This is a genomic window from Kitasatospora sp. NPDC048545 (assembly GCF_040651155.1).
Lineage (GTDB): Bacteria > Actinomycetota > Actinomycetes > Streptomycetales > Streptomycetaceae > Kitasatospora.
The window spans coordinates 1-19,295 of sequence record NZ_JBEZIQ010000024.1 but is presented as its reverse complement, the minus strand read 5'-3'; the positions used below and the strand labels follow the sequence as shown (position 1 = coordinate 19,295).

Annotated in this window: 22 protein-coding genes, 1 rRNA gene and 1 pseudogene; 10 read left to right on the top strand and 14 right to left on the bottom strand. The window is 73.2% G+C overall.

All coding sequences use genetic code 11. From position 1 onward, the window contains the following. Window positions 1–128: 128 nt before the first annotated feature. Window positions 129–2,717 (bottom strand): bifunctional FO biosynthesis protein CofGH, encoded by a 2,589-nt coding sequence (locus AB0D10_RS22625; protein WP_360259183.1) that lies wholly within the window; start codon window positions 2,715–2,717, stop codon window positions 129–131. A 181-nt stretch (window positions 2,718–2,898) separates the two neighbouring features. On the opposite strand from AB0D10_RS22625, the gene AB0D10_RS22620 reads away from it, so the two are divergent. The 3 genes from AB0D10_RS22620 to AB0D10_RS22610 are packed head-to-tail and all read left to right on the top strand — an operon-like array spanning window position 2,899 to window position 6,061. Next, window positions 2,899–4,113, top strand: a complete 1,215-nt coding sequence (locus tag AB0D10_RS22620; protein ID WP_360259180.1) for a DUF2092 domain-containing protein — start codon at window positions 2,899–2,901, stop codon at window positions 4,111–4,113. Window positions 4,114–4,116: 3 nt separating this feature from the next. After that, window positions 4,117–5,199 carry an ABC transporter ATP-binding protein gene (locus tag AB0D10_RS22615; RefSeq protein WP_360259177.1) on the top strand — a complete coding sequence of 361 codons (1,083 nt, stop codon included), beginning with the start codon at window positions 4,117–4,119 and terminating at the stop codon, window positions 5,197–5,199. After that, window positions 5,186–6,061: an ABC transporter permease gene (locus tag AB0D10_RS22610; protein WP_360259175.1), complete on the top strand. Its 876-nt coding sequence runs from the start codon at window positions 5,186–5,188 to the stop codon at window positions 6,059–6,061. The genes AB0D10_RS22615 and AB0D10_RS22610 overlap by 14 nt, the downstream gene beginning before the upstream one ends. A 57-nt stretch (window positions 6,062–6,118) precedes the next feature. On the opposite strand, the gene rarD is transcribed toward AB0D10_RS22610, so the two are convergent. Both rarD and AB0D10_RS22600 read right to left on the bottom strand, forming a co-directional pair. Continuing rightward, window positions 6,119–7,096: an EamA family transporter RarD gene (gene rarD / locus AB0D10_RS22605; RefSeq protein WP_360259172.1), complete on the bottom strand. Its 978-nt coding sequence runs from the start codon at window positions 7,094–7,096 to the stop codon at window positions 6,119–6,121. Between the two features lie 228 nt (window positions 7,097–7,324). After that, complete coding sequence (locus AB0D10_RS22600) at window positions 7,325–8,170, bottom strand: SDR family oxidoreductase (RefSeq protein ID WP_360259169.1); 846 nt, start codon at window positions 8,168–8,170, stop codon at window positions 7,325–7,327. A gap of 153 nt (window positions 8,171–8,323) precedes the next feature. Between AB0D10_RS22600 and AB0D10_RS22595 the strand changes: the two genes are divergently transcribed. Then, window positions 8,324–8,719: a helix-turn-helix domain-containing protein gene (locus AB0D10_RS22595; protein ID WP_360259166.1), complete on the top strand. Its 396-nt coding sequence runs from the start codon at window positions 8,324–8,326 to the stop codon at window positions 8,717–8,719. Window positions 8,720–8,789: 70 nt separating this feature from the next. On the opposite strand, the gene AB0D10_RS22590 is transcribed toward AB0D10_RS22595, so the two are convergent. Then, the gene (locus AB0D10_RS22590; RefSeq protein ID WP_360259164.1) at window positions 8,790–9,557 is read right to left on the bottom strand and encodes a TetR/AcrR family transcriptional regulator; all 768 of its coding nucleotides are present in this window, start codon (window positions 9,555–9,557) and stop codon (window positions 8,790–8,792) included. A 63-nt stretch (window positions 9,558–9,620) separates the two neighbouring features. Here AB0D10_RS22590 and AB0D10_RS22585 point away from each other — a divergent pair, with 63 nt between their 5' ends. Next, window positions 9,621–9,815, top strand: a complete 195-nt coding sequence (locus tag AB0D10_RS22585; protein WP_360259161.1) for a DUF6011 domain-containing protein — start codon at window positions 9,621–9,623, stop codon at window positions 9,813–9,815. 152 nt (window positions 9,816–9,967) lie between these two features. Here AB0D10_RS22585 and AB0D10_RS22580 read toward each other — a convergent pair whose 3' ends face one another. Continuing rightward, the gene (locus AB0D10_RS22580; RefSeq protein WP_360259159.1) at window positions 9,968–11,908 is read right to left on the bottom strand and encodes a hypothetical protein; all 1,941 of its coding nucleotides are present in this window, start codon (window positions 11,906–11,908) and stop codon (window positions 9,968–9,970) included. Between the two features lie 295 nt (window positions 11,909–12,203). Between AB0D10_RS22580 and AB0D10_RS22575 the strand changes: the two are divergent. From AB0D10_RS22575 to AB0D10_RS22565, 3 genes and pseudogenes are all read left to right on the top strand, one after another. Beyond that, window positions 12,204–12,565, top strand: a pseudogene (locus AB0D10_RS22575) (chitinase); the annotation flags it as partial. A 345-nt stretch (window positions 12,566–12,910) separates the two neighbouring features. Further along, window positions 12,911–13,603 (top strand): DUF6215 domain-containing protein, encoded by a 693-nt coding sequence (locus AB0D10_RS22570; RefSeq protein WP_360259377.1) that lies wholly within the window; start codon window positions 12,911–12,913, stop codon window positions 13,601–13,603. A gap of 202 nt (window positions 13,604–13,805) precedes the next feature. Next, window positions 13,806–14,477: a DsbA family oxidoreductase gene (locus tag AB0D10_RS22565; protein WP_360259157.1), complete on the top strand. Its 672-nt coding sequence runs from the start codon at window positions 13,806–13,808 to the stop codon at window positions 14,475–14,477. A 49-nt stretch (window positions 14,478–14,526) separates the two neighbouring features. Here the strand turns inward: AB0D10_RS22565 and AB0D10_RS22560 are convergent, their stop codons facing one another. The 8 genes from AB0D10_RS22560 to AB0D10_RS22525 form a co-directional block, all read right to left on the bottom strand. Further along, on the bottom strand, window positions 14,527–14,781 hold the full coding sequence (locus tag AB0D10_RS22560) for a hypothetical protein (RefSeq protein WP_360259155.1): 255 nt from the start codon (window positions 14,779–14,781) through the stop codon (window positions 14,527–14,529). Window positions 14,782–14,813: 32 nt separating this feature from the next. Further along, complete coding sequence (locus AB0D10_RS22555; RefSeq protein ID WP_360259153.1) at window positions 14,814–15,458, bottom strand: hypothetical protein; 645 nt, start codon at window positions 15,456–15,458, stop codon at window positions 14,814–14,816. Then, window positions 15,455–16,042: an RNA polymerase sigma factor gene (locus tag AB0D10_RS22550; protein WP_360259151.1), complete on the bottom strand. Its 588-nt coding sequence runs from the start codon at window positions 16,040–16,042 to the stop codon at window positions 15,455–15,457. Before AB0D10_RS22550 ends, AB0D10_RS22555 begins: the two co-directional genes overlap by 4 nt. A gap of 126 nt (window positions 16,043–16,168) precedes the next feature. Beyond that, a complete protein-coding gene (locus AB0D10_RS22545; protein ID WP_360259149.1) occupies window positions 16,169–16,624 on the bottom strand; it encodes a hypothetical protein in 456 nt (151 codons plus the stop codon). A gap of 162 nt (window positions 16,625–16,786) precedes the next feature. Next, a complete protein-coding gene (locus tag AB0D10_RS22540) occupies window positions 16,787–17,077 on the bottom strand; it encodes a hypothetical protein (protein WP_360259147.1) in 291 nt (96 codons plus the stop codon). Further along, window positions 17,070–17,195 carry a hypothetical protein gene (locus tag AB0D10_RS22535; protein ID WP_360259145.1) on the bottom strand — a complete coding sequence of 42 codons (126 nt, stop codon included), beginning with the start codon at window positions 17,193–17,195 and terminating at the stop codon, window positions 17,070–17,072. The genes AB0D10_RS22540 and AB0D10_RS22535 overlap by 8 nt, the downstream gene beginning before the upstream one ends. Then, complete coding sequence (locus AB0D10_RS22530; protein WP_360259143.1) at window positions 17,183–17,437, bottom strand: hypothetical protein; 255 nt, start codon at window positions 17,435–17,437, stop codon at window positions 17,183–17,185. The genes AB0D10_RS22535 and AB0D10_RS22530 overlap by 13 nt, the downstream gene beginning before the upstream one ends. Next, window positions 17,434–17,802: an ATP-binding protein gene (locus AB0D10_RS22525; RefSeq protein WP_360259141.1), complete on the bottom strand. Its 369-nt coding sequence runs from the start codon at window positions 17,800–17,802 to the stop codon at window positions 17,434–17,436. The genes AB0D10_RS22530 and AB0D10_RS22525 overlap by 4 nt, the downstream gene beginning before the upstream one ends. A 184-nt stretch (window positions 17,803–17,986) precedes the next feature. Here AB0D10_RS22525 and AB0D10_RS22520 point away from each other — a divergent pair, with 184 nt between their 5' ends. Further along, window positions 17,987–18,868 carry a helix-turn-helix transcriptional regulator gene (locus AB0D10_RS22520; RefSeq protein WP_360259139.1) on the top strand — a complete coding sequence of 294 codons (882 nt, stop codon included), beginning with the start codon at window positions 17,987–17,989 and terminating at the stop codon, window positions 18,866–18,868. A 10-nt stretch (window positions 18,869–18,878) separates the two neighbouring features. After that, a complete protein-coding gene (locus AB0D10_RS22515; RefSeq protein WP_360259137.1) occupies window positions 18,879–19,079 on the top strand; it encodes a DUF397 domain-containing protein in 201 nt (66 codons plus the stop codon). 123 nt (window positions 19,080–19,202) lie between these two features. Here the strand turns inward: AB0D10_RS22515 and rrf are convergent. Beyond that, window positions 19,203–19,295, bottom strand: a 5S ribosomal RNA gene (rrf, locus tag AB0D10_RS22510); the annotation flags it as partial.

Here is a 19,295-nt window from a genome sequence, read left to right as displayed (position 1 = left end):
CGGCATCCCTCGAACTGCAGTACCCGCTTCCGGCTCCCGCTCCCCGGAGCCCCCGCGCAGCCCCGGGCCCGGCCGCCGCGCGGGCGGCGGCCGGGACACCACGGGATCGCCGCCGGGGCACCGCGGGGTCAGTCCAGCACGGGCAGCAGCTCCGGCAGGTGCCCGTCCGAGGCCAGCGCCGCAGCCTGCCGCTCGGCCGGCACCTCGCCGTAGGTGGTGGTGCGCTGGCGGTGCGGGCGGCCCGCAGCCTCGGCGATCGCCCGCAGGTCGCGCACCGACTTGTAGCTGCCGTACGCCGAGCCGGCCATCCGCGAGATGGTCTCCTCCATCAGCGTGCCGCCCAGGTCGTTGGCGCCGGAGCGGAGCATCTCGGCCGCGCCCTCGGCACCCAGCTTGACCCAGCTGGTCTGGATGTTGGGGATGTGCGGGTGCAGCAACAGGCGGGCCATCGCCACCACCGCGCGGTTGTCCCGGGCGGTCGGGCCGGGCCGGGAGACGCCGGCCAGGTAGACCGGGGCGTTGGTGTGGATGAACGGCAGGGTCACGAACTCGGTGAACCCGCCGGTCCGCTGCTGGATCTGCGCGAGCAGCCGCAGGTGGCCGAGCCAGTGCGCCGGGGTGTCGACGTGCCCGTACATCATCGTGGAGGAGGAGCGGATGCCCAGTTCGTGCGCGGTGGTGACCACCTCGACCCAGGTCGCGGCCGGCAGCTTGCCCTTGGTGAGCACCCAGCGGACCTCGTCGTCCAGGATCTCGGCGGCGGTGCCCGGGATGGTGTCCAGGCCGGACTCCTTGGCCCGCTGCAGCCAGTCGCGGATCGACAGCCCGGTGCGGGTCGCGCCGTTGACCACCTCCATCGGGGAGAAGGCGTGCACGTGGATGCCGGGCACCCGCTCCTTCACCGCGCGGGCGATGTCGAAGTAGGCGGTGCCGGGCAGGTCGGGGTGGATGCCGCCCTGCATGCAGACCTCGGTGGCGCCCACCTCCCAGGCCTGCGCGGCCCGGTCGGCGACCTGCTCCAGGGAGAGGGTGTAGGCGTCGGCGTCGGTGCGGCGCTGGGCGAAGGCGCAGAAGCGGCAGCCGGTGTAGCAGACGTTGGTGAAGTTGATGTTCCTGGTGACGCAGTAGGTGACGTCGTCCCCGACGGCGTCGCGGCGCACGTCGTCGGCGATCCGGCAGAGCGCGTCCAGGGCCGGGCCGTCCGCGTGGAAGAGGGCCAGGGCGTGGTCGTCGGTCAGCTTCACCGGGTCGTCGGCCGCCACCGCCAGGGCCTCCCGCAGGTCCCCGGCGAGGCGCTCGGGCGCGCCCTGCGCGAGCACCTGCTCGCGCAGCACCTCCCAGTCGCCGTACACGTCCTCGAAGTCGGCGCGTCGGTCGCCGGTGCGGCCCTCGGTGTCGATGGTGGCGTGCAGGTCGGTCCGGCCGTACGACGCCGGCAGGTCCTCCGGCTCCTGCCAGGGCAGGCCGCGAACCACCGCGTCCGGGTTCGCCAGGCCGGTCTCCGGGTCGGCCAGGGCGCGGACGTGCGGCAGCACCCGCGGGTCCAGCCAGGGCTCACCGCGGCGCACGTACCCGGGGTAGACGGCGAGGCGCTCGCGCAGCTCGAAGCCGGCCGCCGCCGACCGCTCGGCCAGGCGCTCGATCTGCGGCCAGGGGCGCTCGGGGTTGACGTGGTCCGGGGTGACCGGGGAGACCCCGCCCCAGTCGTCGACGCCGGCCTCGATCAGCCGCTCGAACTCGCCGTCCACCAGGTTCGGCGGGGCCTGGAGGCAGGCGGCCGGGCCCATCAGGTGCCGGGCCACCGCCACGGTGGCGACCAGCTCGTCGAGTTCGGCGTCCGGCATGCCGCGCATCGCCGTGTCCGGCTTGGCGCGGAAGTTCTGCAGGATCAGCTCCTGGACGCCCTGGTAGGCGCGGGAGACCTTGCGCAGCGCGAACAGCGACTCGGCGCGCTCCCGGTACGTCTCGCCGATACCGATCAGCAGGCCGCTGGTGAACGGGACCGAGCTGCGCCCGGCGTCCTCCAGCACCCGCAGGCGGACGGCGGGTTCCTTGTCCGGGGAGCCGAAGTGCGGACCGCCGGGCTCGCTCCACAGCCGGGTGGCGGTGGTCTCCAGCATCATGCCCATCGAGGCGGAGACCGGCTTCAGCCGCTGGAAGTCCGTCCAGCTCAGTACCCCGGGGTTGAGGTGCGGCAGCAGACCGGTCTCCTCCAGGATGCGGATCGACATCGCCCGCACGTAGGCGATGGTGTCGTCGTAGCCGTGCGCGTCCAGCCACTCGCGGGCCTCGGGCCAGCGGTCCTCCGGCTTGTCGCCGAGCGTGATCAGGGCTTCCTTGCAGCCGAGTTCGGCCCCGCGCCGGGCGACCTCCAGCACCTCGTCGGGGGACATGAACATCCCGTGGCCGGCCCGGCGCAGCTTGCCGGGCACGGTGGCGAAGGTGCAGTAGTGGCACTTGTCGCGGCACAGCCGGGTGAGCGGGATGAACACGCTCTTGGAGTAGGTGATGACCCCGGGGCGGCCGGCCGCCTCCAGGCCGGCGTCGCGCAGCCGGGCGGCGCTGGAACAGAGTCCGCGCAGGTCCTCGCCCCTGGCTTGCAGCAGTACGGCGGCCTCGGTCACGTCGAGGGCGACGCCGTCCCTGGCGCGGCGCAGGGCGCGGCGCATCGCGTTCACGGTCGGGGGGTTGCTTGCGTCCGTGGCGGTTCCGTCCATGGCGCGACCCTACGCCAGCGGTGGTACTCCGGGATGAGTAACCCTGAGGCCGTATCAGGGTCGACATACCCACGAAGGCCAACCCGATGTGGCCCTGCAGGGCGATGACGGCGGCGGCGCGGCATCCTCTAATGGAAGGGCAAGGCCAAGCGCACGTGTTCGCAGAGGAGTTGAGTACGCCATGACCAATGAGACGGCGACGGGGGACGAGCTGGACGGCGGCGTGCCGTACCGCTCGCGGCGGCGCGTGCTGGTGCGCGCCGCGGTGCCGCTGGCGGTGGCCGCGGTGATCGCCGCGGGGGTCGGGCTGGTGCCCGCGCTGGCCGCCGACTCCCCGCCCGACCTGCCGACCCTGACCGCCGAACAGGTGGTCGCGAAGGCCCTCGGCTCCGAGGCCCAGAGCCTGTCCGGGACGGTCTCGGTCAGCACCGACCTCGGCCTGCCCACCCAGCTGCTGGGCGCGGCCGGCGGGATCGGCGCGGCCGCGGGCGGCCACGGCGGGGACGGCGCGAGCGCGTCGGCGGACCCGCAGGCCAAGCTGCTCGGCCTGCTCGGCGGGGACCGCACGCTGCGGGTCGCGGTGGACGGCCCGGACCACCAGCGGGTCGACATGATGGAGAACATGGCCGGCTACACCGTCGTCCGCAACGGCGACCAGGCCTGGGCCTGGGACAGCTCGACCAACAGCGCCGTACACCTGACCGGCCGGGCCGGCGACAAGCACCCCGCGGCCCCGCTGTCCCAGCTGCCGACCACCCCGCAGGAGGCGGCCCGGCAGTTCCTGACCGCCAGCGCCGGCACCACCTCCGTCACCGTGGCCGGAACGGCCAACGTGGCCGGGCAGAAGGCCTACCAGCTGAGCGTGAAGCCGACCCAGAGCGGCTCGACCGTCGCCGAGGTCCGGATCGCGGTGGCCGCCGACAACGGCGTGCCGCTCGCGGTGGCGGTGAAGTCCACCGACGGCACCACCGTGCTGGACGTCCACTTCACCGACGTCTCCTTCGCCAAGCCGGCCGCCAAGACCTTCGACTTCGCACTGCCCAAGGGCGCCAAGGTGACGGAGCAGAAGGCGGACGGGGCCGCGAAGGAGCACGGGGCCGCGGCCGACACCGCCAAGGGCGGCCACGACGGCACGAACGTGATCGGCGAGGGCTGGACGGCCGTGTTCACCTCGCAGGTGCCCGGCGCCCCGGTCGCCGCGCCGAAGGGGGACGGCAAGCACGGCGGCCGCGCCCCGGTGAACCCGCAGGGGCTGATGAAGTCGCTCGGCAAGCAGGTCGACGGCGGCACCCTGATCAGCACCAAGGTGCTCAACGTCCTGCTCACCGACGACGGCCGGGTCTTCGCCGGCGCGGTGACCCTGCCGGTCCTGCAGCACGCCGCCGGGGTGAACTGACGGATGACCGGGACTCCCGTAACGGGGGACGTTACGGAGTCGGCCGGGGGTCCGGGCGCCGAGTCGCGCCCGGCCCCCGTTCCCGTTCCGCCCTCCTCCGCCGCCGCCACTCCCTCGGCCCCGGCTTCCCTTCCCGGCTCCGGCTCCGACGACGTGATCAGCACCCGCGGCCTGACCAAGCGCTTCCGGGGCGGCCAGCTCGCTGTGGACGGCCTGGACCTGGCCGTGCCGCGCGGCTCCGTCTTCGGCTTCCTGGGCCCCAACGGCTCCGGCAAGACCACCACCATCCGGATGCTGATGGGCCTGATCGCCCCCACCTCGGGCGTGGCCGCCGTCCTCGGCGAGCCGATGCCGCAGTCCGTGGCCACCGTGCTGCCCCGGGTGGGTGCCCTGATCGAGGGCCCCGCGCTGTACGGCTTCCTCTCCGGCCGGGACAACCTGGTCCGCTTCGACGCCGCCGACCCGACCGCCGACCCGCGCACCCGGTCGCAGCGCGTCGACGCGGCACTGGAACGGGTCGGGCTGGCCGCGGCGGCGGGCAAGAAGGCCCGCGCGTACTCGCTCGGCATGAAGCAGCGCCTCGGCCTGGCCTCCGCGCTGCTGCAGCCGCGCGAGCTGCTGGTGCTGGACGAGCCGACCAACGGGCTGGACCCGCAGGGCATGCGGGAGATCCGGGCACTGGTGCGGGAGGTCGCGGCGGAGGGCACCACGGTGTTCCTCTCCTCGCACCTGCTGGACGAGATCGAGCAGGTCTGCACCCACGCGGCGGTGATGTCGCGGGGCCGGCTCGTGGTGCAGGGCACCGTCGCGGAGCTGGCCGCCCGGGCGCAGGGCCGCCTGGTGGTCCGCACCCCGGACGTGGCGCAGGCCGCCGAGGTGCTGGCCGCCCACCAGGTCGCCGCCCTGGTGCCCGGGGAGGGCCGGGTGGACGGCGAGTTGGGCGACCGCGGCGACGAGGCGCTGCCCAAGCTGTGCGCGGCGCTGGTCGAGGCCGGGGTGCGGGTGCAGGGCTTCGGGCTGGAGCGGGGCACGTTGGAGGACGCCTTCGTGGCGCTGACCGGGGAGGGCTTCGATGTCGCGGGCTGAGGCGCCGGCGCTGCGCACGGGCAGGCGGCCGCAGACGGCGGCCGGGTTCCTGGCGCTGTTCCGCAACGAGCTGCACCTGACCTTCCGCCGGCTGCGCACCAAGGTGCTGCTGGGGATCCTGGCGGTGCTGCCGGTCCTGATCGGGGTGATCGTCAAGCTCAACACGGACGGTCCGCACGACGGCGGCGGCGGTCCGAGCTTCATCGCACAGACCACCCAGAACGGGCTGTTCCTGGTCTTCACCGCACTGGCGGTGGCACTGCCGGTCTTCCTGCCGATGACGGTCGGCGTGGTCGCCGGGGACTCGGTGGCGGGCGAGGCGGCCACCGGGACGCTGCGCTACCTGCTGGTCGCCCCGGCCGGGCGGACCAGGCTGCTGGCCGCCAAGTTCACCGCCGGGCTGGTGTTCTGCCTGGCCGCGACGGCGGCGGTCGCGGCGGCCGCCCTGGCCACCGGCGCCGCGCTCTTCCCGCTCGGCGAGGTCACGCTGATCTCCGGGGACACCATCGGCTTCGCCGACGCGCTGCTGCGCGCGGTGCTGGTGGCCGGCGTGGTCGCCGCCTCGCTGGCCGGGCTGGTGGCGATCGGTCTGTTCGTCTCCACGCTGACCGGCAGCGGCATCGCGGCGATGGCCGCCACGGTCGGCCTGGTGATCACCGTCCAGATCCTGGACGCCTTCCCGCAGCTGGACGCGATCAGGCCGTTCCTGTTCACCCACTACTGGCTCAGCTTCGCCGACCTGCTGCGCGAGCCGATGTACTGGGACGGCGTGCTGAAGGACCTCGGGCTGCAGGCCGCCTACGTCGCCGTGTTCGGCACGGCGGCCTGGTCGCGCTTCGCCAGCCGGGACATCAGCGCGTGAGGACCGTCGGCGGGTGACGGCCGTCGGCGGGTGACGGCCGTCGGCGGGTGACGGCCGTCAGCGCGTGACGGTCGCCTTCGCCATGTCCACCGGTGCGGGCTGCGGCACGGCCGCGGCCCGCGCCGCGCGGTCGGCCCGCACCTGGCGCAGCGCGTCCCAGGTGAGCAGCGCGAGCGCGGCCCAGACCAGGCCGAAGCCGGCCCAGCGGGCGGGCGGCATCGACTCGTGGAAGACGGCGACGCCGATCAGGAACTGGAACACCGGCGCCAGGTACTGCAGCAGTCCGAGCACCGTCAGCGGCACCCGGACGGCGGCCGCGCCGAAGAACAGCAGCGGGATCGCCGTGATCACGCCGCTCAGCATCAGCAGCCCGGAGTGGCCCCAGCCGTACGAGCCGGCCACCGTGTGCCCGAAGGTGCCGCGGCCGCTGACCTCCAGGTAGACCAGGTAGGCGAGGGCGAACGGGAACATGAAGGCGCTCTCCGCCGCCAGGCTCTCCACCCCGCTCAGCCCGACCTTCTTCTTCAGCAGGCCGTAGGTCGCGAAGGAGAGCGCCAGGGTCAGCGCGATCCACGGCAGCTGCCCGTACGCGACGGTCAGCACCGCGACGGCGAGCGCGCCGATGCCCACCGCCGTCCACTGCGCGACGCGCAGCCGTTCCTTGAGCACCAGCACGCCGAAGCCGATGGTGACCAGGGGGTTGATGAAGTAGCCGAGGCTGGTCTCGACGACGTGCCCGGCGTTGACGCCCCAGATGTAGACGCCCCAGTTGACGGAGATCACGGCGGCCGCGGCGGCCAGCATGGCGAGCCGGCGGGGCTGGCGCAGCAGCGGGCGTATCCAGCCCCAGTGGCGCTGGGCGACCAGCAGCAGGACCACCGCGACCAGGGACCAGACCATGCGGTTGGCCACGATGTCGTCGGCGGCGCCCGGCTCCAGCAGCGGCCAGAACAGGGGGAAGAGCCCCCAGATGCCGTAGGCCGCGAAGCCGTACCAGAGGCCCCGGCCGTTGTCCTGCTGGTCTGTCTGTGGCATGGCCGGGTGCCCTTCCGCGCGCGTGTGGTGGAGGCGACGGTAGCGGGCGGAAGGGCGGACTGTCATCTCCGTTTCCGTATTTTGGTCATGACAGTGCTTGAATGCTGGACGTTCCCGGCATCCGGGCCGGTCGGACGGGTGGCTCGTCCCCGCGGTTCAGGCGTTCCCCGCGGTTCAGGCGTTCCCCGCGGTTCAGGCGTTCCCCGCGGTTCAGGCGTTCCCCGCGGTTCAGGCGTTCAGCGCGGCCCGGACCGACTCGGCGAGCGGAACGGTCGGGCGGCCGATCAGCCGGGCCAGGTCGCCCGGGGTGCCGGCCAGCTCGCCGCGGGCGATTCCCGCGTCCACGTCGACCAGGGCCGCGGCGAAGCCCTCCGGCAGGCCCGCGCCGACCAGGACCGACAGGTGCTCGGCCGGGGCGACGTCCCGGTGCCCGACCGGCTTGCCGGAGACCTTCGCCAGCTCGGCGGCCAGCTCGGGCAGGCTCCAGGCGGTGTCACCGCTCAGCTCGTACACCGCGTTCACGTCCTCGCCCAGCAGGACGGCGACCGCCGCGTCGGCGTAGTCCCGGCGCGGGGCGGTGGCGATCCGGCCCTCCCCGGCGCTGCCGAGCACCACGCCGCGGGCCACCGTGCCGGCCGCGTCGCCCAGGTAGTTCTCGGTGTACCAGCCGTTGCGCAGGAAGGCGTACGGCAGACCGGAGGCGAGGATCAGCTCCTCGGTCGCCCGGTGCTCGTCGGCCAGTCGGAAGGTGGCCGCGCCCGGTGCGCTCGTGTAGGCGAGCAGTGCGACCCCGGCGGCCGCGGCGGCATCGACCACGGCCCGGTGCTGCGGGATCCGGCGGCCGACCTCGCTGCCCGAGATCAGCAGCACGCGGTCGCCGGCGGCGAAGGCCCCGGCGAGCGTCTGCGGCTTGTCGTAGTCGACCACGCGGACGTCCACACCGCGCGCGGCCAGGTCGGCGGCCTTCTCGGCGGAGCGGACGGCGGCCACCACCTCGCTCGCGGGGACCCGGGCCAGCAGGCCCTCGACGACGAGACGGCCGAGCTGGCCGGTGGCACCGGTGACGACATACATGGTGATGCTCCTCAGGGGTTCTTCGGGATCTGCGGGTGCTCCGTCGGGATCCGGTGGGGCTGTGGCGGGATCCGGTGGGGCTCTGGCCTCGAAACTCACCCTAGAGGTGGCACTAACCTTTCGAAAGTACGCACTTCAAAGTAGGGTACTGACATGAAGGTAAGCGAGCAGTTGAGGGAGCTCCCCCCACCGAACGTCTTCGACCGGATGTGCCCCTCCCGCGGCGTGCTGGAGCACGTCACCAGCCGGTGGGGGGTCCTGGTCCTCGGCGCGCTGCGCGAGCGCGGCTACCGGTTCAGCGAGCTGCGGCGGCAGGTGTCGGGCGTCAGCGAGAAGATGCTCGCCCAGACCCTCCAGACGCTGGAGCGGGACGGCTTCGTGCTGCGCGAGGCGCACCCGGTGATCCCGCCGCGCGTCGACTACAGCCTCACCCCGCTCGGGCGGGAGGCCGCGGAGCTCGTCGCCGCGCTGGCGCACTGGTCGGAGCGGCGGGTGCCGGCCGTGATCACGGCACGCGACGAGTACGACGCCCGGGCCGCCGGCGCGTGAGCGGGCCGGCGGGCAAGCGGGCGGGCGGGCCGCCGCCGGTGCCTGACGGCTGCCGCTTGGGCGATGAGGTCTACCGCTGCGCGATGAGGGCTTCCAGGCCGTCCAGGACACGGGCCAGGCCGAAGGCGTAGGCGTGGTCCGGGCTGTACGCCCCGCCGTGCGCCTCGCCCGCGGCGGCGCCGACCCGGGCCGCCACCGGGTAGCGCTCGGGGTCGAAGACCCGGGCGAGCAGCCCGGCGTTGGCCGCCCACCACTGCTCGTCGGTCATCGCGCTGTCCTGCCGGGCGGCGCGCTCGTCGGCGGCCATCCGGGCGCAGGTCTGGACGAAGCCGAGCAGGTGGGTCAGCGCGGCGTCCAGCTCGACGTCGGGCAGGCCGGTGCCCTCGACGGCGCGCAGCTCGTACTCGTACTTGGCCATCAGGCCGGGGCCGAGCGGCGGGCGGCTGGTGGAGACGGCGGCGACCCAGGGGTGGGCGCGGTGCAGCGCGCGGTTGTCGTCCGCGACGGCGGCCACCCGGGCGCGCCAGCCGTCGTCGGCGGGAGTGCTGCGGGGCATCGTCGCGTAGACGGAGTCCAGCATCAGGTCGAGCAGCTCGGCCTTGCCGGGCACATAGGTGTAGAGGGCCATCGGGGACACCCCGAGCTCCTGGGCGACCCGGCGCATGGTCACCGCGTCCACGCCCTCGGCGTCCGCGAGAGCCACCGCGACGGCGGCGATCTCGGCGGTCGAGCGCGCCTGCCGGGGCCCGCGCCGGCCGGGCTTCTCCTCGGCGGTGAGCCCCCAGAGCAGGGCGAGGGTGCGCGCCGGGTCTCCTGCGCTGCTGCGGTCGGTGGCCATGGCAGCCATCGTTTCACGCATCGACCGGGGCCCGGCACGGCACGGGCCGCTACCGTCTCCCCCATGACCAGCCCTGAGCCGCTCCCCGGTACGGACACCGCGCAGACCCTCCGCCGGCGGGTCACCTGCCGACGGTGCCACCGGCCGTTGCACGATCCGGAGTCGCGGATGCTGCGGCTGGGGCCGGAGTGCCGCGACCCGGCGGAGCGGGTCGCCCGGTTCGACGTCGACCAGGACCCGCTGCCGGGCATCGGGTAGCGGGGCCGGCTTCGGCCGGCGGGGCGGCTGCGACTGCGACTGCGACTGCGGAGCCTTCGGTCGGCGGGACGGCTCCGACTCCCGCCGACTCCGGTCGGCGGGACCGCGCGGGACCCTCGGTCTGCGGACCGTCCGGCCCGGCGGCGGGGGCGTCAGCCGCGGCCGAGGAACCGGCCGAGGAAGCCCGGGCGTTGCGGCTCGGGGGCCGGTTCCGGCTCCGGATCGGCTTCCGGCTCGGGTTCGGGCACCGGGGCGGGCCCGGGTTCCGGCGCGTGGGTGCCGTCCTCGGCGCGGATGGCCGCCCGCGCGAGGTCGCGGTCGGCGGGCGACACCCAGGGCGCGGCGAGCACGAGTCGGCACACCGAGCGCAGGATCGTCACCACCCGCACCCGCCGGGCGTCGACGCAGTAGTGCAGCCGACGCCGGAGCTGGGCGGCGATGTCCGCGCGGGCCTCCGGGTGCGTCCAGCCGATCGCGACCAGCGCGAAACCGGCCGCCTCGGTGACCCAGTCCTCCGGTCCGAGCAGCAGGTCGAGCAGCACCCGGCGGCGGTCCGACTCCGGCCACGGCTGGTCGGTGCGGTGGTGGGCGATGCCGAGGCAGGCGAAGGCCTGGACGGCGCGCACCCACAGTTCGGGCTGGTGGGCGAGCAGGGCCCGGCCGAGTTCGTCCTCGCGCGGCAGCGGCGGGTGCACCAGGACGCCGAGCAGGTCGTCGAGCGACAGTCCGGCGAGGCGGACGGCCTCGTCGTAGACGGCCGGGACGGTCGGCCAGACGATGCCGACGACGGCGCGGACGAGTTCGGCGCTCTCCGGCGCGGGCGGGGCGACGGCGGGTCTGGGGTCGGTGCCGTCGGTGCCGCCCCAGGTCCAGACCCGGGTGACGGTCGCGGTGAGCGGCCGCCGGGGGTCGGGTTCGTCGACGGACCGGTAGGCGACGGTGCAGCGCGGCAGGGCCAGGTGGAGGGCCAGTTGCGAGCTGGGCGGTTCGAGGGTGGAGACCTCGCAGTCGACCGCGGTGTCGGGACCGGTGTCGGGTGCCGCGAGGACCTGGTGCAGCAGGTTGACGGTGGCCTCGGACGTGCCGGGGACCATGCCGAGCCAGGGCTCCCGGTGGCTCAGCCGCGCCAGGAGGTCCGGCGCGTACTCGTGGTCGGGGTGGTCGCGGTGGTGGTCGGCGAGGCCGAGCAGGTGTACCGGGTCGCCGTCCAGGGCGTGGCGCAGCCCGTACCGGGCCGGGGCCGCCTTGGGGTGGTCGGGCTCGGTGGCGAGCACCCGGTCCAGCCAGGGCAGGCCCTCGGCGGGGCGGCCGAGGACGCCGTACAGCTCGGCGACGTCGACGGCGAGGTAGCTGCTGGAGTTGTCCCGGTCCGGCGTGACCCTGGCCAGTTCGGCCTCCCAGACGGCGAGCGCCCGCTCGGGGTGGCCGTCGGCGCGCAGGGCGTTGCCGAGCATCACGGCGGGCAGGTAGCCGGGGGCCGCGCGGTGGGCCCGCTCGGCGAGTTCGACGGCGTGGGCGGTGGCGCCGAGGCGACGGGTCAGCCCGGAGGCCATCGCCAGCAGCAGCGCGTGGTCGCCGTGGCGGTCCAGCACGGCCAGTACGAAGGCGTCGAAGGGCCTGACGGCTTCGGCGAGTTCTGCGGGGAGCGGGTCGGGCAGCGCGGCGGCCGCGCGGGCCACCGCCTGGGCGACGGCGTCCGGGTCGACCAGGCCCGGCAGGTCCTCGCGGGCCAGCCAGGCGGTGTGCGCCCAGGGGCGGGCCGGCTCGTGCCGGATGGCGGAGGCGAGCAGGCCGACGGCGGTGTCCCAGTCCCCGGCGGCGGCCTCCACGTGGGCGCGGCAGACGACCGTGCCGAGGTACACCTCGCCGTCCAGCGGGAACAGCTCGCGGGCGGCCGCCGCGCCGCCGGCAGCGGCGCACAACTCCGCCAGGGCTTCGTGCAGTTCGGGCAGCTGGGGGTCGGCGAGGATGGCGTCGGAGAGGTGGTCGGCGGCGTGGTCGAGCTCGCCCGAGTCGATCGCCAGCCGGGCGACGGCGACCTCGCCCTCGGCCGCCAGCCGCTCGTCGCCCTCGTCGTCGGTGTGACCGCCCATGCCCTGCCCCCCGGGTTGCGTCGTCTCGCTCCGGAGGAGGCTATCCGGTGCTGGCGGTGGTGCCGCGACCAGCTCGCCGGAGGTGCGCGTCCAACTCCTCGATCGGATAAGCCTCTTACGAGTGGCCTGGACCTCCAGGGGGTTCAACCCGCAGGGACCACCCAGCACGATGGCCGAGGCGCTTCGCAGCCGAAGAGACACTCCGGGCACTGCGCCGACTCCCCCTTCCCCCGTACCGATCGAGGGCACCGTGAAGCTTTCGCGCACCCTCTCGGCGGCCGCCTCGGCCGCCGTCCTGAGCACCCTCGCCCTGGCCGGCCGGACCGCCCCGGCCTCCGCCGCCGGCTCGTTCGTGGTCAGCGAGGCCCAGTTCGACACGATGTTCCCGAGCCGGAACGCCTTCCACACCTACAAGGGCCTGGTCGACGCCCTGAGCGCCTACCGAAGTTCACCACCACCGGCGACGACGCCACCCGCAAGCGCGAGGCCGCGGCCTTCCTCGCCAACGTCAGCCACGAGACCGGTGGCCTGAAGTACGTCGTCGAACAGAACACCGCCGACTACCCGCACTACTGCGACGCGTCACAGCCGTACGGCTGCCCGGCCGGCCAGTCCGCGTACTACGGCCGCGGACCGCTGCAGCTGAGCTGGAACTTCAAACGGCGCCGATCCGTCCGACCTCCTGCCGCTGGCCGAGGAGTCGATAGGCCTCGCCCGCCGGGTGCACGCGGCGGGCGAGCGGCTGTACTGCTGGATCTGCCTGTAGCGGCGGCCGCGTTCGACGCCGAGTGGCCCCGGATCCGCACCGAGCTGCCCGGGTCCGGCGGTTCGCCCGGGACGCGACCGCCCCGGCATGCTCCGGAAGTTGCCGCGCGTGCCACGTCTCCACAGGTCAGAGGGCCGACCACCCGCATCGCCGCCACCGGGCCGACGCTACGATCAGCCCGGCTCACGACGCTCCCGGGTGGTCGGGGGCGAGCCGCTCGAACGGGGGACTCAAGGATGGAATCCGACACGACCGGCACCGCCGACCGGACCGAGGGCATCGACGCCGCCGATACGGGCAACGACACCGCCGACACGGGCAACGACCGGCCGGGCCTCAAGCTGGCGGCCGTGGTGGCGCTGGCCGCCGGTGTCCTGGCCGGTCTGTGGGGGCTGGGGTTCCTCGACACTCCTCCGAAGCCGGAGGACAAGCCCGTCGAGTGCGCCGCCCCCGGGCCCACGGATCAGCCGGGGTACCCGAGCCTGTGCGCCGCGCTCGACCGCCCCGACCTCCCGGCCCTGCTGGGTACGCCCGAGGACCGCGTCACGACCGCGCACCCGGCTCCCCTCGCCTTCGGCAAGGACGTCATGGTGGAGGTGCGGCTGAAGCACACCGTCGTGAGCCTCATGGACAGCAACACCTCGGTCCAGGACATGATCGGCATGCCCCAGTTCTTCGCCAAGCCGGCCACCGTCCTCGGCCACCCCGCCGTGACCTACTCGTCCAGTGCGACGGTGCTCGGCCCCGAGATGAAGTCCGGCCCCGCCACCCGCAACCTCGTCGTCGCCCAGGACCCGAAGGCCCCCGGCGGCCGGGCCTTCGAGTTCGCCGTCTTCCGCCAGGACGACCTGGCCCCCGACGAAGCGGCCCTGAACCGCCTCGCCGAAACGGTACTGCCCACCCTCCCGGGATGGGTCGCGGCCCCGTAGCCCGCGCGGCGGATCGGCGCAGGAGGCCGGTCGGGCCGACGTCCTGCGCCGGAGCGGCCGACGGGCCGAGGACCCGGTGGCGAGACCGGCGGCGCCTCGTCCACCTGAATATTTCTCTCCCTGAAATATTCAGGTGGACGAGGATGTTCCGGGTAGACGTCGGCGCGGGAGGTCCGCGCGAGGCTGGAAGGAGTACAGCGCCGTGCGCGTCGAGATCTGGAGCGACATCAACTGCCCGTGGTGCTACATCGGCAAGGCCCGGTTCGAGCGGGCACTGGCGGCGTTCCCGCACCGCGAGGAGGTGGAGGTCGTCCACCGCTCCTTCGAGCTGGACCCGCGCGCGCCGCACGAGGCGCGGCCGGTCGTACCGCTGCTCGCCGCCAAGTACGGGATGAGCCTGGAGCAGGCCGAGGCCGCGGAGGCGCGGATCGCCGAGAACGCGCACGCCGAAGGCCTGCCGTACCTGCGCGAGGGGCGCGACGCGGCGAACTCCTTCGACATGCACCGCCTGCTGCACTTCGCCGAGGAGCACGGCCGGCAGGACCTGCTGCTGGACGCCCTGTACCGGGCGAACTTCGCCGAGGAGCGCTCCGCGTTCGACGCGGGCCGACTGGTCGAACTGGCCGTGGAGGCCGGCCTGGACGGCGGGGCCGCAGCCGCCGTGCTGGCCGATCCGGAGGCGTACGCGGAGGCGGTGCGCGAGGACGAGACCACGGCGAGCGCGATGGGGGCGACGGGCGTGCCGTTCTTCGTCCTGGACCGGCGGCTCGGAGTCTCGGGCGCCCAGCCCGCGGAAACGTTCACCCGCGCGCTGGAGCAGGCCTGGGAGAGCCGGGTCGCGTTGCCGCTGACGCCGCTCACTCCCGAACGGTGAGGCCCGCGGAGCAGGAAGTCGGCCCGGCCGATTTCCTGCTCCGGGGTGATCAGCGGTCCAGGGAAACGAGGAACTCCGGCCGAAGTCGCCAAGGACTGCCGTCCTCGGTCTCCACCTGGTAGACGGGCCCGACGCGACCGCCGTCGCGGTCGTCACGCTCGATGACGCATCCGAGCACCACACCCCGGGTGCCCAGGACCTCCGGGCCCAGGTGCCCGAGTTCCGGACGGGGCGGATCCGGGGTGGTCAGTTCCACCCGCTCGCCGTGGGCCAGCGCGGCCTGCTCGGGCCAGGAATTCGTCATACCGAGAGGCTAAGCCGCCCCCACCGGGCGGTTCAGCCCACACCGACCCCGTTGGTCTGGGAGAGCGGGAAGCAGCCGGGAGTCTCCTTGGTCAGCGAGATCTCCAGACTCCCGACGGCGTTCGGGTGGAGCCCGTCCTTGGGAGCGGTGTCGAGCAGCAGCAGGCTCTCCCCCGGCGGGATGGCGGCGGGGTGCAGGATCGAGATGCGGCCGTTCGCGGGGTCCAGCGACATCACCGACTCCAGTCGGCTGCTGTCGGTGGCCACCGGGGTGTGGCAGGAGGCCGAGGGCGTCATCACCAGCGCGGGCACGCCCACCGAGCGCAGGGCGTCCTGGAGCCCGGACCACTCGGCGCCGATCAGCTGGAAGGAGACGGTGCCGTCCTGGTGGGGGGTCACCGTGTAGGAGGCGGTGGTGAGCTGCACCGCGGTCGAGCCGCCACCGGCCGAGTGCGGGGCGACGGAGCCGGCCTGCGGCGCGGGGGCCACGCCGGAGGCGCCGCCGTGCGGCATCAGGACGACCGCAGTGGTCGCGGCGGCCAGCCCGAGGCCGGTCGCCACCAGCCTGCGGGTGTAGCGCGGCCGGACCCTGGCGGTGGTGCCCGCGACGGGCAGGTTTTCGGCACGGGCGGCGAGTTCGGCGCCGAGCTTCTGCTGGAAGTGCAGGGGCGTGGTCACGAGGCGGCCTCCAGGAGAACGTTCAGGGACGTGCTGGTGGTGGTGGTCTGCGGGACGACCTTCTGCAGTGCCTTGCGGGCCCGGTGCAGCCGCACCCGGGCGGTGGCCGCGCTGATGCCCAGCGCCCTGGCCGCCTCACGGACGGCCAGCCCGTCGACGGCCACCAGGTCCAGCACCGCGCGCAGCGGCTCGGACAGGGCGGCGTGCCTGCCCGCCAGCCCACGGGCCTCGCGCTCCGCGTCGATGCGCCCCTCGATCGCGGACACGTCCTGGTCGTCCAGCAACCGCTGACCGGCGATCCTGGCCACCGCGTCGCGTTCCCGGACACTGCCGCGGAAGTGCGAGGCCAGGACGTTGCGGGAGATGCCGTACAGCCAGGCGACGGGCGCGCCGCGCCGGGCGTCGTAACTGTCGGCCTGCTCCAGCGCCGTCAGGAAGATGTCGGCCGTCAGATCGGCCGCCAGGTGGGCACTGTCCGTGCGCCGCGTGACGAAGCCGAGCACGGTGTCGAACTGCTGCTGGTAGAACACGGCGAACGCCGCCGGGTCACGCGAGGGTGGTGCTATCAGGTGCTCCGCTGACACGGATGACTCCTTGGGACGACGCGCACTTCCTTACGTCTCTACTTGGCTCCGGCGGTCCAAGGCGTTACACGCGACCCTTCCGGCGGCCCGGGACCTCCTCGACCCGGACCGGCCGTACCGCGGATCTCAGTCGTAGAAGTACTGGCGGAGGTCCTCGACGGAACCCGGCCCGAAGAGGAAGCCCTCGACCCGGGCCACCGCGCGCGGCGGTGGCGGTCCGTCGACGGGCAGCTGCCGCAGCCAGACCTCGCCCTGCTCGCCGACCGCATGGACGGCGGAGAGCAGTTCGGCCATGCCCGCGGGCCTGGGCGGGAGCACTCCGGCGACAGGGCTGAGCTCCCAGTCGCCGGCCCGGGCGGCGAGCCGGAGCACGCCCGCCCAGGTGGCGACGCGGCTGACCCGGGCGCGCAGGGAGAGCTCGACGGACGGGTCCGGGTACCCGAACCCGACGGTCGCGGCGGCGATGTCGTCCATCACCCGGCGCTCGACGGGGGTCCGGACCCAGCGGCCCTCCTGGGCGTCCCCGATGGCGGCGTCCCACCACTCCCAGGCGCCGTGCAGCCGGCTCTCGAACGCGTCCATGCAGGTCAGGCTAGTCCCTACGCCCGGCCCGTCGTAAGCACGCCCGGGCACCGAACCGATGCCCGGGCGTGCTTACGACGGGGGTGCGAGCGGGGCCGGTGCGGTGGGCTGGACCCGGTACGAGGACTTGCACCTTCACCCCGCCCTCGACCTCCCGCGGAGCTAGCCGGAGCGGGGGTTGAGACGGGCGGCCGACCAGGGGGAGTTACGGCCGGCGGCGTCGCGGTAGGCGATCCGCTGGACGGCGAAGAGCAGGCGGTACAGGTTGAGGGCGGTCTCGGAGTCGTCGGCGGCGAAGCCCAGGTGGTGGATGAAGGTCTCCAGGTCGGGCCAGTCGAAGTCATCGGCGACGGGCGGGGTCACGGGAACGCCGGCGAGGGTGTTGAAGGCCGCGGCGACCGCGTAGTGCGTCGCCGCAAGGGCGTTGGCGACAGCCGGGGCGGGGTCAGACATCGTGGGGCTCTTCTCCGTCGGGCCTTGCAACGTTGAGCGCGGTGACGACGCCCAGGGCGACGGTGGCCAACGCCAGAGCGAGGAGGGCGAGGAAGACAGCGGCGATCAGGAACCGCACGAGCACTCACGGTCCGCGTCGAGGAGGAGGGTGAGGAGGTTCAGGAGGGTCGACGCCGGGGCCGTGTTGAAGCGGACCAGGACGCGGCCGTCGAGGGTCCTGTCCGTGGCGGCGGAGGGGAAGACGAGGCCGAACTTCTTGCCGCGTTCGTGGAGTTCGGCCAGCAGGGTGCGGATGTGGGCGTCGGTGTAGGCGCGGACCCGGGGATCGGTGGGCTGCATGGGGTAGCGACGACGGTTCACGCGGCGGCCTCCAGCTCGAACCAGACGGCCTTGCCCTGCTTGCGGGGGTCGGCACCGAAACGGTGGGTGAGGGCGCGAACGAGGTGCAGACCCCGGCCCGAGCAGGACAGCGGGTCGGCCGGCGGCCGGGGGTCTCCGGGGAGGACCGGACTGTCGTCGCAGACCGAGACCCGGAGGCGCTGCGCGGAGAGCACGAGGGTCACCAGCGGCGCCGGACTCCCGGCATGGCGCCAGGCATTGACGAAGAGTTCGTGGAGCGCCAACTCGGCGTCCCCGATGAGGGAGGGCGACCACCCGGCGGCGGCGAGAAGGTCGGAGAGCTCAGCCCGAGCGGTGGACCAGTCGGGCGGGTTGCAGGCACGCATGAGAGACCCCCAGGAGAGAGGAGAGGGGAATCGACGAGACTGACGCTTCGTCATGTGATCAGTGCAACACTGAGAGTAGGGCCGAAGGTATTACGCGTGCAACTAGATCTCCGAGATACCTCGCCCAACCTGGCCAAGCTCACTCGTGTGGGTGGAGACTGGCCCGAAACGGAAGGAATCCCCCTTGGCACTCAGGACCCAAATCAGCGAGCGGCAGCGGCGGTTCGGCGCTGAGCTGAGGAGGTTGCGCGAAGCTGCGGGCCTGGCGGTCAAGGATGCCGGTGCTCTCATCGGTATCGTCGGTCCGCAGTTGAGCCACATCGAGGCCGCACGAACTGGCCTGGATCGAGAGCGACTCCTGGCCTTGCTCAAAGGCTACGACTGCACGGATGCTACCTACGTCGCGCTTCTGTGCGACCTGGGAGCCAGCGATGGCAAGGGCTGGTGGACCGAGTACAAGGGGAAGGTTCCCACGCTGGCCCTCGATCTGGCTGAAGTGGAACAGCGATCCGTCCAGCTCCACAGCTACGACTCGCTCTACGTCCCAGGTGTCCTTCAACTACCTGACTACGCGAGGGCCATCTACGAAGGTGCTCTCGGAAGTCCGTGGGAGCTTGAGACGCAGGTCCGCTTCCGGATGGATCGGCAACGCATCCTCACCGAAGACAAGCAGCTCAGCTTCGTCATTCATGAAGCCGCCCTGCGCATGCGTTTCGCGGGAGACGCGACGATGAGGGCCCAGCTCCTCCACCTGCTCGACATGGCGGAGATGCCCAACGTCAGCATCCAAGTGCTGCCGTTCACAGCGCCGAAGCATGCGCCCCTCTCAGCGTCATTCCTGCTCTGCGATCCCGGGTGCCATGAGCTCTCAACGATCGTCCTGTCCGGGCCCAAGCGCGCCGAACACCTCGGTGAGCCGGCTGAGGTCGACGCCTACATCAAGAAGTTCCAGCAGCTGAGCGAACTCGCGCTACCACCTGTCGACCGCAGCGACGCCCTGCGTAAGCTCGATACTCGCGACTCTTGGGGGCTCATCCACCACCTCCTCTACGAGCTTCAAACCTGAAAGGCGTCCGATGTCCCACCTCGTCTGGCAGAAGTCGTCGTACAGCGACGCCGAAGGCGCCGACAACTGCCTCGAACTGGCGCAAGGAGACGGAGATCTCCGCCACGTTCGCGAATCCGACGACCCATCCGTCATCGTCACCACCTCGACCGCCAAGCTCCGCGCCTTCATCCTCGGCGCCAAGGCCGGCGAGTTCGACCACCTCGTCTGAGCCCACCGCTCCCCCGCCCGCTCGCTGCTTCGGCGAGCGGGCGGGCGGGCGTCGTCCATAGCCGGCCCCGGAAATGCGAAGAACCCCCATCCGGAATCCGGATGGGGGTTCTTCACAAAGGTTGTTCGGCGGCGTCCTACTCTCCCACAGGGTCCCCCCTGCAGTACCATCGGCGCTGTAAGGCTTAGCTTCCGGGTTCGGAATGTAACCGGGCGT